We start from the raw sequence: 11462 nt of genomic DNA on the forward strand, positions 1-11462 counted from the left end.
AACAGCGTGAGGAGGGCCAGCAGGGCGGCGCGGCGCATCGCGGCAGGCTAGCGTGCGCCCGACGTCACCGCAAGCGCGCGCGCCCGCGTCGAGCGCGTGTTCGCTCGCCGGATGTTACGCTCGGCACATGACCCAGACCGAACCGATCCGCGTCACCGACGACGTGTACGTCCTGCCCGTCACGGCGAACCTGATGGGGGGCCCCACGGTGCTCAACCTCACGCTGATCCTCGACGCCGAGCGTGGCGCCACCCTCGTGGATACCGGCGTGCCCGGCTCGCTCGGCACGATCGAGGCGGGTCTGGGCACGCTGGGGCTGGGCTGGGCGGACGTGCGGCGCGTCGTCGTGACGCACCACGACCTCGACCATATCGGCGCCCTGCCGGACGTGGTGGCCGCGTCGGGCGCGGAGGTGCTCGCGCTCGACGCGGAGGCGCCGTACGTCCGTGGCGACCTGCCGGGTCAGAAGACACCGTCGGCGGAGATGCTGGCCTCCATGCCGCCCGAGATGGCGGCGGTGTTTCGAGATCCGCCCCGCGCGCCCGTCACGCGGACCCTGCATGACGGTGAGGTGCTGGACGTGGCGGGCGGCGTGCGCGTGATCGCCACGCCCGGGCACACGGTGGGGCACCTGAGCCTGTTCGTGGAGCGCGGCGGCGTGCTGATCACGGGTGACGCGCTCGTGAGCGCGGGCGGGCAGCTGCGCCCTCCGATGGAGCGCGCCACGCCCGACATGACCGAGGCCGCGCGAAGCGTCCGCAAGCTCACGGGACTCCCCGTCCGGACGATGGTGACCTACCACGGTGGGCTCGTGACGGACGACGCGCCCGCGCAGCTGAGTCGGGTGGCGCTCGAACTGGGAGTGTAGAGGGAGCGTGAAGGGACGCTCATGAGGCGTGCACGCCTCATGAGCGTCCCTATGAGCATCATGGGAACATCCCTCCCGGGGAGGATCCATGAAGCACGCACGTACCGCCGCCTTCACCGCCGTCGAGCTCCTCATCGTCATGCTCGTCCTGGCCGTCATCCTTGCCCTTCCGCTGTCGGCCTACCTCGGCGCGCAACGTCGGGCGGTCGAGACGGGCGCGCTGGACTACGTCCGCAAGTGCGCCACCGCCGCCGCGCGCTGGACGATCGACCATCCGCAGGATACGCCCGTCGGAAAGGACTGCGCGGACGACGAGATCGCCGCGGGATCCCTGCCGAGCTTCATCGTGTCGACGCGGATCGCGGCGGACCGGATCGACTACACGTACTCCGTGTTCGGCAGCGAGGCGTCGGCGGCCCTTCCCATCGCCTTCGAGTGAGCCCACCCGTCGTCCGGTGGTATGGTGCGTTCAGGTTTCTCATGATCACGCCCGAGCTGCTCCGTGCCATCCGTCCCGACGCCGACCCCGCCGACATCACGACCGCCGCGCCCGCCCTCGCGCTCGCCGCACGTGAGGCGGGCATCGTGAGCCGGGCGCAGATCGCGGCGTGGCTCGCGAACATCGCGCACGAATCCGCCTTCTCGCTCGCCCGCGAGAACCTCTACTACACCACCTCCGCCCGGCTGTGCGAGGTCTGGCCGAGCCGCTTCCCCCGTCCGCACGACCCCACCCGCTACTGCCGTGACCCGCGCGCCCTCGCGAACCTCGTGTACGCCGGACGGCTCGGCAACGGCAGCGAGGCCAGCGGCGACGGCTGGCGCTACCGGGGTGGCGGCTACCTGCAGCTCACGGGCCGCGACCACTACCGCGCGCACACGCTCGAAGGCGCGGACCTCGCGCGCGACCCTCAGCTCATCGAACGGCCCGACGTCGCCGCGCGCGTCGCGGCGGCGTTCTGGGTGCGCACGGGCTGCAACGACTGCGCGGAGGACGTCGAACGCACCCGCGAGCTCGTGAACGGCCCCACGAAGCTCGGCCTGAGCGAGGTCCGCGCGTACCACCGCGCGGCCCTGCGCGCCCTGCCGCAGGGTTCGGCGGCGCGCGTCCTCACCCGCGCGGGCCGCTGGCAGGACGTGCGCGGCGAACGCGTCGAGGTGGAACTCGCGTCCGGCGTGACGGTCGTCGTGAACGCCACCGACCCCGATGTCGTGCAGATCCGTCTCAAGTAGGAGCGGGCCACCCCCACGAGGGTGACCCGCTCGGGTCGCCTTCGGCGACCGGCCTTGTTTCCGGGGCTGTCCCTGCGCTGCGGCGGCCGTCCTCACGGACCGCCGCCTCCGCTGCGGGCCAGCCCGCCCAGGCTGCTCGCTCCGCTCGGGTCGCCTTCGGCGACCGGCCTTATTTCTTCTTGAAGCTCGCGCGGATGGTCTTCTCGGCGTCCGCGAGGATCTTCGCCACGTCCGCGCCGGGCTTGGTCGTGGCCTCCTTGAGGGCGTCCTGCCAGGGGCCCCACACGTCGCCCATCTCGCGGACGTTGGGCATGGAGATGCCACCCTTGACGATCTGCGTGAACGCGCTGAGGACCGGATCGGCGCGCATCTTGTCGAGCGCCGCCGAGCTGACCGGGATGGACGCGGAGGTCTTGCCGAACGACACCTGCGCGCCCTCGCTCGCGAGGAAGGTCGCGAACTGCGCCGCGACGCTCTTCTGCTTGCTGTAGGCGTTCATCATGATGCCCTGCACGCCCACGAAGGGACGCCACTTGCCGGTCGCGCCGGTCGGGGCGGGCATCGGCATGATGCCGAAGTCGAGGCCGGAGCGCTTGATCTCGCCCATGTCCCAGGGGCCCGTCACGAAGAACGCGGCCTTGCCGTCGAAGAACTGCTTGCGGGCGGCGCCGCCGTCGTACGTGGCGGGCACGACCCTGCTGCCGAGGCGCAGGTCCGCGAGGGCGCGGGCGGCGCGCACGGCGCCGTCGTTGGCGATGCCGATGTTGTTCACGTCGAGCTTGCCGCCGTTGTTCTTGAACACGTACCCGCCGAAGGCGCTCGTGACGCCGAAGGTCATGTAGGCGTTGGCGACGTCCACGATGAGGCCGCCGCGTCCGCGCTGCACGTCGTTCTGCGCGGCGCGCACGAGGGCGTCCCAGCTGGCGGGGGGCGTGGGCACGAGGGCCTTGTTGTACACGAGCGCGACCGTCTCGGCGTACATCGGCACGGCGTACATCCTGCCCTGGTAGGTCATGGCGTCCACGGCGACCTTGAGCAGGTCGTCCTTGTTGGTGACGTAGCGGTCCATCGGCTCGATGACCTTGGCGTCCACGAAGGCGGAGATGCGGTCCTGCGGCTGCGTGACGAGCAGGTCCGGCGCGAGGCCCTTCGGGGCGTCCGCGATGAACTTGTCACGCATGACGTCGAACTTCGCGGACGTGATGACGACGTGATGGCCGTAGACGGTCTCGAAGTTGGTGGCCTGGATCTTGAGCCAGGCGAGCTCGGGGCCGTCGAGGTGCGACCACACGTTGATGTCGGCGGCGCCGGCGGTGGCGATGAGGGAGGAGACGGAGACGGTGAGGAGGCGCGCGAGGTGTCGTTTCATGTGAGCGGCCACAGCGTACGGTGAGCTCCATGACATCTTCCTTACAGATCGCGCCGCCTCTCACGAAGGCATTTGTGACCTGATTCCAGTCCTCTCATGGGGCAGGCGCTACGATGCGTGCGTAGTTTTGCTCAGTACGCGGAGACCGGGTGCGCACGAGGAACAAACTCGTCGCGCCCTCGTATTGTGCAGGACTAGAGGAGTGATTATGGCCGTAGGTCGAGTGAAGTGGTTCAACGCGGAAAAAGGTTATGGTTTCATCGAGACGCCCGGCAGCCCGGACGTGTTCGCGCACTTCAGCGCCATCTCGGGAACCGGCTTCAAGAAGCTCAACGAGGGCGATGAGGTCGAGTTCGAGATCGAGGAAGGTCAGCGCGGCAAGGGCCCCCAGGCCAAGAACATCCGCGTGACCAAGGCTGCGCCGGTGAGCGAGTACAACGACCGCCCCCGCCGCGACAGCCGCTGGTAAGTCCAACCCTGTCAACCCGAGGCGGACCCGTGAGGGTCCGCCTCTTTGCGTGCCTCGCCCCTCGAGATGAAGCGAAGCTCAAGCTGAGCTGAGCGCCGTGTTCCTACACTGGGGCATCGAGGACCCCACCGCCCGCTCCCGCCGAATCCGCCCGCCCCGCAGGGGATGGGCCCTGCTGATCGCGGGCCTGCTGACGACGGGCGTGGGCACCTTCCTGGCCCTGAGCCGCAACTCTGGCGGGACGCTTCCCGTCTGCGCCGCCGCGTACGACGAGACCCGCTACGACCCGGCCGACACCTGGGCCGCCCTCATCGGGCAGGGCCGCGACGGCTGGCTCTTCGGGAAGTACAGCTTCGCGAACAGCCCGCCCGCCATGACGGGAGACGAGCGACGCGCCTTCGAACGTTTCCGTGACGCGCTGCGCGCCCGCGGCACGCGGCTCGTGGTCGTGGTGGTGCCCGCCAAGGGCCTCGTGCGGCCCGACGTGGTGAACCTGCGTTCCCTGCGCGGACCCCGGCCCGACATCGGCTTCCTGCGGGGCCGCTACGAGGAGTTCGTCGGTTCGTTCCGCGCGGCGGGCGTGGACGCGGTGGACGTCCTCGGCATCGCGCTCGCCCAGCCGAGGGACCGGCTCATGTACTTCCGGCGCGACCACCACTGGACGCCCCTGCTGTCACGGCTCGTCGCGCAGGACGTCGCCCGGCGCGTGCTCGCCTCGGACGCCCTGAACGGGACGGCCGCGCGGGACGTTCTCGTGGAGGAACAGCCCGCCGAGCGCTTCGGGTCCTACGCCGAGGTCGTCCGCAAGCTCTGCGGGGTGAAGCTTCCCGACGAGCCCTACACGTCGCGCGTCGCGAAACCCTCGGGGGAGGGCGCGGCTGGCCTGCTCACGGACGAGGCCGCGCCCGTCGCGCTCGTCGGGGACAGCCACAGCCTGGAGCCGTCCTTCGCCACGGACCTGATGGTGAACCTGCGGCGTGACGTCGTGAACGAGTCCATCGCGGGAGGAGGGCAGCAGTCGGCGCTGGAGGGCTACCTGCTCTCCGGAAGGTACGTCGCCGCGCCGCCCCGCGTGCTGGTCTGGCAGTTCGAGGGCGGCTCGCAACTTCCGGGCTTCTACGACCGCATGACCGCCGCCGTGGAGGGGCCGTGTGAGGGACCGCGCCGTGTGACGTCGGTTCGTGGGGCGGCCAGGGGCAGCCTCATGCAGGTGCCCCTGCCCTCCGCGTACCGGGCGGGCGCGGGCGACTACCTGCGCGCGCGCCTCGCCGACCTCTCCGTCCGCGAGCTCCGGGTGGGGGAGACGGAGGCGCGGCTCGGGGACCGCTCGAAGACGGACGGGAGGCTCGTCGTGCCGCTCGCGCCGGGCACGCGCGGGACGCTGACGGTGACCTTCGGGAGCGCGCCGCGTGGGGACGTCACGCTGGAGGTCTGCCGCTCGGGACTGACGTGAGGGGGGGAGCGGCGGACCGCTCCCCCCTCGTTGCCGGTGAACGGCTCAGCTGACGGGTTCGAAGTGGTAGGACAGTTCGGCCTTGCAGCTCGAGCTCTTCGTGAGGGCCACGACGAAGGAGCCCGTGAGGTTCGGATAGTAGTGACTGGCGTCCACCGTGCCGACCTGATCGTACACCGTGCCGGGATCGCCGATGCCCGTGTCGTCGTCGCGCAGCCAGCCCGACAGGTTGATCGTCGACGCGCTGTTCTTCAGCACCGTGACGCGTTTGCGGGTGTCGAGGGTGATCGTGCCGCCGTCGTTCACCTCGGTCGCGTCAGCGGCGGCGCGTGAGGAGATCACGGACGTGTTGCCGTCCTGGTTCAGGGCCAGCTCGTAGTAGAAGTCACCCGCCGCGAACGCGTCGCAGTCCTTGAGGATCTTGAAGTTGTCCAGCACCAGGTCCACCTGCTGGTAGTTCGGGCTGCACTCACGCACGCTGTACGTGGTGCTCGCGCCGAGCTTGGCGATCGTGTTGTCCTTGAGCCACTCCACCTTGTACGAGATGGGGTACGCGGGCGAGTCCTTGGAGTAGCTCGCGCCGTTCTTGAGGTAGTCGCCGAGCTTGTCGCCGCTGGACGTCACGACGTCCACGCCGTCCGTGCTGTTGCCGCCGAGCGCCACGATCTGCACGCTGCTGCCGCGCAGGGTCGACTCCAGTTCGGCCTTGGTGTAGCCGTCCACGCTGGTCGCGCCGCCGTTGTAGGCGAAGTCGATGGAGGCCATCATCTTGCGGTAGTCGCTGCTGCTGCTGATCTTCATGATCAGCATGCGGCCGTACGTGACCGACGAGATGTACGCGGGCAGGTTGGTGTTGCTGGCGTAGCGGGCCAGTTCGGTCGTGGTGACGCCCGGGCCGAAGGCGGTGTCGGGCCGCAGGGGGTTCGTGGCGACGGTGTAGTATTCCTGCACGTACTTGACGTACAGCGTCTTGCGTTCGCTGTTGCCGTCGAGGTCCAGGGCGGCCTTGGCGTTGCCCGTGACCCACTTGGCGTTGACGTTGAGCTTGAGCATGCCGCGCTCGAAGGAGTAGCCCTCCTGCTTGGTGTAGCTGATCTTCGCGGCGGTGGGGCCGGTGTAGGCGCCGAGGATGTCGCTCATGGCCGCGCCGACCGTGGCGAGCGAGGGGTGGTCGACGGCGCGGCTGCCGATGGTGTTGCCGCCCGTGAGGGCGGTGACGGTCAGCGGGCCGCGGTCGAGGGGGATGGCGGCGGGGATGCCGTCGGGCACGGTGGCGCCCTGGACGAGCGAGCCGGGCCAGATGACGCCCGCGTTGGGGTTGAAGGTGGCGATCTCGTCGAAGTTCTGCGTGAGGCTGTAGTCCTTCTTGACGCAGGTGACCTCGGTGCCGTTCATGCTGTCGAGGGCGCTCGTGACGTTGTCGGGTGTGGCGTCGCTCTTCTCCGGGGGTGGGGCGGGCGCGTCGGACAGGGCGCGGACGAAGGAGAGCAGGCCCGCGCCGTTCCCGCTCGCGGCGACCGGCGTGGCGGTGGTGGTGGCGGCCTTCACCGAGGTCTTCCCGGTGGTCGTCTGGGCGCGGACCTCGAAGGTGTAGCCGGTGCCGTTCGTGAGGCCGGTGACGTTGAGGGTGGCGGCGGGCGCCGCGACGAACTGCGACTTGTCGAGCGTGGCGCCCGCACCCCAGCGCACGAGGTAGCCCTTGAGGTCGTTCTCGGCGTTGGCGGTCCAGCGCAGCGTCACCTCGCCGCTTCCGGCGGTGGCGGTGAGGCCCGCGACGTCGGCGGGGGTGGTGGGGTTGGTGCCGCCGCCGGGCTCGACGTTGCCGGGAGTCGTGGCGGGCGGGGCGCCGTTACAGGCCGTGACGGCGAGCATGCCGAGCAGCAGGGCGGGCTTGATGTACCTGTGAATGTGACGCACGTGAAGTCCTCCTTGGCGTTCGCTCATGAGCGAACGCCGTCACCCTAGACAGGGGAGGATGACGCGAGGATGACAACCGCAGAATGCTCATCTGCCACGCCGTTCCCGGAGGTCGGTGAGGCACCCGTGCCGGCGTCTTGAGCGAGCTTTAACCCGGTCTGAATTCGTTCTGCAAGTTCTCTATCCTTGTGAACGATCGGGCGCGCTCTGCCGCGCCCGTCTTCCAAGGAACCCATGAGCGAAGCTGCCATCACGCCCCTCGACGAGAAGCTCCTCCTCGCCGCCCTCACCGCCTACCGCAAAGGCGACTTCTCCGTCCGTCTCCCCGAGGACTGGACGGGCCTGCCCGGCAAGATCGCCGACGCCTTCAACGAGGTCCTCGACACCAGCGAACGCATCGCCCGCGACGTCGCCCGCGTCGGCCGCGTCGTCGGCAAGGAGGGCAAGGTCACCCAGCGCCTCCCGCTCGGCACCGCCGTGGGCTCCTGGGCGGAACTCGTCGAGGACGTCAACACCCTCGTCGACGACCTCGTGCGGCCCACCTCCGAGATGTCGCGCGTCATCACCGCCGTCGCGAGCGGCGACCTCTCCCAGACCATGGCGCTCGAGGTGGACGGCCGCCCCATCGAGGGGCAGTTCCTGCAGACCGCCCGCACCGTGAACACCATGGTGGAGCAGCTCAACGCCTTCGCGGGAGAAGTCACCCGCGTGGCGCGCGAGGTGGGCACCGAGGGCAAGCTGGGCGGACAGGCCGTCGTGCGCGGCGTGTCCGGCACGTGGAAGGACCTCACCGACAGCGTGAACGGCCTCGCCGGGAACCTCACCAGCCAGGTGCGCAACATCGCCCAGGTCACCACCGCCGTCGCGAACGGCGACCTCAGCAAGAAGATCACGGTGGAGGCGCAGGGCGAGATCCTGGAGCTCAAGAACACCATCAACACCATGGTGGACCAGCTCAACTCCTTCGCCGCCGAGGTGACCCGCGTCGCCCGCGAGGTGGGCACCGAAGGCCGCCTCGGCGGTCAGGCCGACGTGCGCGGCGTCTCCGGTACGTGGAAGGACCTCACGGACAACGTGAACGGCATGGCGTCCAACCTCACCACGCAGGTGCGCGGCATCGCGAAGGTCGTGACGGCCATCGCCGAGGGCGACCTGGAGCAGAAGTTCGTCGTGGAGGCCAAGGGCGAGATCGCCTCCCTCGCGGACACCATCAACAGCCTCAACGACACCCTCGGCGTCTTCGCCGCCGAGGTCACCCGCGTGGCGCGCGAGGTGGGCACCGAGGGCAAGCTGGGCGGTCAGGCCGTCGTGCGCGGCGTGTCCGGCACCTGGAAGGACCTCACCGACAGCGTGAACGGCCTCGCCGGGAACCTCACCAGTCAGGTGCGCAACATCGCGCAGGTCACCACGGCGGTCGCCGTCGGCGACCTCAGCAAGAAGATCACGGTGGAGGCGCAGGGCGAGGTCCTGGAGCTCAAGGACACCATCAACACGATGGTGGACCAGCTCAACGCCTTCGCGGGCGAGGTGACCCGCGTCGCCCGCGAGGTGGGCACCGAAGGTCAGCTGGGCGGCCAGGCCGACGTGAAGGGCGTCTCCGGCACCTGGAAGGACCTCACCGACAACGTGAACTTCATGGCCGCGAACCTCACCACGCAGGTGCGCAACATCGCCTTCGTGACCACCGCCGTCGCCAACGGAGACCTCAGCAAGAAGATCACCGCCGACGCCAAGGGCGAGATCCTGGAGCTCAAGAACACCATCAACACCATGGTGGACCAGCTCAACGCCTTCGCCTCCGAGGTGACCCGCGTCGCCCGCGAGGTGGGCACGGAAGGCCGTCTCGGCGGACAGGCCGAGGTGCGCGGCGTCGGAGGCACCTGGAAGGACCTCACCGACAACGTCAACTTCATGGCGTCCAACCTCACCAACCAGGTGCGCAACATCGCCTTCGTCACGACCGCCGTGGCGGGCGGCGACCTCAGCAAGAAGATCACCGTGGACGTGCGCGGCGAGCTCCTGGAGCTCAAGAACACCATCAACACGATGGTGGACCAGCTCAACGCCTTCGCGGGAGAAGTCACCCGCGTCGCCCGCGAGGTGGGCACCGAGGGCCGCCTCGGCGGACAAGCCAGCGTGCCCGGCGTGGGCGGCACCTGGAAGGACCTCACGGACAACGTGAACGGCATGGCGTCCAACCTCACGAACCAGGTGCGCGGCATCGCGCGCGTCGTGACGGCCGTCGCGAACGGCGACCTCAAGAAGAAGCTCACCGTGGAGGCCAAGGGCGAGATCGCCGAGCTCGCCGAGACGATCAACTCCATGATCGACACGCTCGCCACCTTCGCCGACCAGGTCACGGGCGTCGCGCGCGAGGTGGGCGTCGAGGGCCGCCTCGGCGGTCAGGCCAGCGTGCCCGGCGCCGCCGGCACCTGGAAGGACCTCACCGACAACGTCAACCAGCTCGCCGCGAACCTCACCACGCAGGTGCGCGCCATCGCCGAGGTCGCCACGGCCGTCACGAACGGCGACCTCACGCGCTCCATCGCCGTGGAGGCCCGCGGAGAACTCGACGCGCTGAAGCGCAACGTCAACGAGATGATCCGCAACCTCAAGGAGACGACCGACAAGAACACCGAGCAGGACTGGCTCAAGACGAACCTCGCGCGCTTCACCCGCATGCTGCAGGGCCAGCGCGACCTGCTCACCGTCTGCCGCCTCATCCTCTCGGAGCTCGCGCCGCTCGTGAAGGCCAACCACGGCGTCTTCTACACCATGGACGACGCCTCCGGCGAGCCCACCCTGCACCTGCAGGCCAGCTACGCCTACCGCGAACGCAAGGGCCTCGCCAACCGCTTCCGTCTCGGCGAGGGCCTCGTCGGGCAGTGCGCGCTGGAGCAGGAACCCATCCTGCTCACCAACGTCCCCGGCGACTACATCCAGATCAACTCCGGCCTCGGCGCGGGCGCGCCCCTCAACATCGTCGTGCTGCCCGTCGTCTTCGAGGGCCACACCAAGGCCGTCATCGAGCTCGCCTCCTTCGACCGCTTCAACGCCACGCACCTCGGCTTCCTCGAACAGCTCACCGAGAGCATCGGCATCGTCCTCAACACCATCGAGGCGACCATGCGCACCGAGACGCTCCTCGCGCAGTCGCAGAGCATGGCGCAGGAACTCCAGAGCCAGCAGGAGGAACTGCGTCAGACCAACGAGGAACTCGAGGAGAAGGCCCGCCTGCTCGCCGACCAGAACCGCGAGGTGGAACGCAAGAACCACGAGGTGGAGACCGCCCGGCAGGCGCTGGAGGAGAAGGCCGCGCAGCTCGCCCTCACCAGCAAGTACAAGAGCGAGTTCCTCGCGAACATGTCGCACGAGCTGCGCACGCCCCTCAACAGCCTCCTGCTGCTCAGCCAGCAGCTGCGCGACAACCCGGACGGGAACCTCAGCGTGCGTCAGGTGGAGTACGCCAAGACGATCTACGCGTCCGGCAACGACCTCCTGAACCTCATCAACGACATCCTCGACCTCAGCAAGATCGAGTCCGGCACCGTCACCATCGACGCCGCCGACGTGCCCCTGCGCGCCATCCGCGACGCCGTCCTGCTCACCTTCCGCCACGTCGCGGAGGACAAGAAGCTCGCGTTCAACCTCGACCTCGACCCGCGCCTGCCCGGCAGCCTCTTCACGGACGAGAAGCGCCTCCTGCAGATCCTCAAGAACCTGCTCTCCAACGCCTTCAAGTTCACCGAGCAGGGCGAGGTGAAGCTGCGCGTCGCGCCCGTCACGGGCGGCTGGAGCGCCGACCACCCCACCCTCGCACGCGGCGGCGCCGTGATCGCGTTCGCCGTCAGCGACACCGGCATCGGCATCGCGCCCGACAAGCAGCGCGTCATCTTCGAGGCCTTCCAGCAGGCCGACGGCACCACCAGCCGCAAGTACGGCGGCACCGGCCTCGGCCTCGCCATCAGCCGTGAGCTCGCCCGCATCCTCGGCGGCGAGATCCGACTCGAGAGCGTCCCCGGCGTCGGCAGCACCTTCACGGTGTACCTGCCCGCCACCTTCAGCGTCCTCGACACGCCCCGACTGCCCGAACAGCGCCTCGCCGCGCTGCCCGCGCCCGTCACGCAGCACGCCGCGCCCGAGACGGACGCGCCGC

At 69.4% G+C, this 11462-nt stretch carries 8 protein-coding genes; 6 read left to right on the plus strand and 2 right to left on the minus strand.

Annotation, left to right across the window (positions count from 1 at the left end):
* The first annotated feature begins 127 nt into the window (after positions 1–127).
* The 3 genes from DEIPI_RS0110735 (at position 128) to DEIPI_RS35500 (ending at position 2098) form a co-directional block, all read left to right on the plus strand.
* Complete coding sequence (locus DEIPI_RS0110735) at positions 128–868, plus strand: MBL fold metallo-hydrolase (protein ID WP_045234101.1); 741 nt, start codon at positions 128–130, stop codon at positions 866–868.
* Between the two features lie 88 nt (positions 869–956).
* Positions 957–1307 carry a type II secretion system protein gene (locus tag DEIPI_RS30220; RefSeq protein WP_045234102.1) on the plus strand — a complete coding sequence of 117 codons (351 nt, stop codon included), beginning with the start codon at positions 957–959 and terminating at the stop codon, positions 1305–1307.
* Positions 1308–1348: 41 nt separating this feature from the next.
* Positions 1349–2098: a glycoside hydrolase family 19 protein gene (locus tag DEIPI_RS35500; protein ID WP_052351693.1), complete on the plus strand. Its 750-nt coding sequence runs from the start codon at positions 1349–1351 to the stop codon at positions 2096–2098.
* A 169-nt stretch (positions 2099–2267) separates the two neighbouring features.
* Here DEIPI_RS35500 and DEIPI_RS0110750 read toward each other — a convergent pair whose 3' ends face one another.
* Complete coding sequence (locus DEIPI_RS0110750) at positions 2268–3467, minus strand: sugar ABC transporter substrate-binding protein (RefSeq protein WP_027481784.1); 1200 nt, start codon at positions 3465–3467, stop codon at positions 2268–2270.
* 208 nt (positions 3468–3675) lie between these two features.
* Here DEIPI_RS0110750 and DEIPI_RS0110755 point away from each other — a divergent pair, with 208 nt between their 5' ends.
* The gene (locus DEIPI_RS0110755) at positions 3676–3936 is read left to right on the plus strand and encodes a cold-shock protein (RefSeq protein WP_027481785.1); all 261 of its coding nucleotides are present in this window, start codon (positions 3676–3678) and stop codon (positions 3934–3936) included.
* Positions 3937–4033: 97 nt separating this feature from the next.
* A complete protein-coding gene (locus tag DEIPI_RS0110760) occupies positions 4034–5389 on the plus strand; it encodes an alginate O-acetyltransferase AlgX-related protein (protein ID WP_027481786.1) in 1356 nt (451 codons plus the stop codon).
* A gap of 45 nt (positions 5390–5434) precedes the next feature.
* Here the strand turns inward: DEIPI_RS0110760 and DEIPI_RS0110765 are convergent, their stop codons facing one another.
* Positions 5435–7306: a thiol-activated cytolysin family protein gene (locus DEIPI_RS0110765; RefSeq protein WP_027481787.1), complete on the minus strand. Its 1872-nt coding sequence runs from the start codon at positions 7304–7306 to the stop codon at positions 5435–5437.
* 234 nt (positions 7307–7540) lie between these two features.
* On the opposite strand from DEIPI_RS0110765, the gene DEIPI_RS30230 reads away from it, so the two are divergent.
* Positions 7541–11462 (plus strand): HAMP domain-containing protein (locus DEIPI_RS30230; protein ID WP_084474194.1); only part of this gene is annotated, 3922 nt, incomplete at its 3' end.

The organism is Deinococcus pimensis DSM 21231 (genome assembly GCF_000519345.1).
Lineage (GTDB): Bacteria > Deinococcota > Deinococci > Deinococcales > Deinococcaceae > Deinococcus_A > Deinococcus_A pimensis.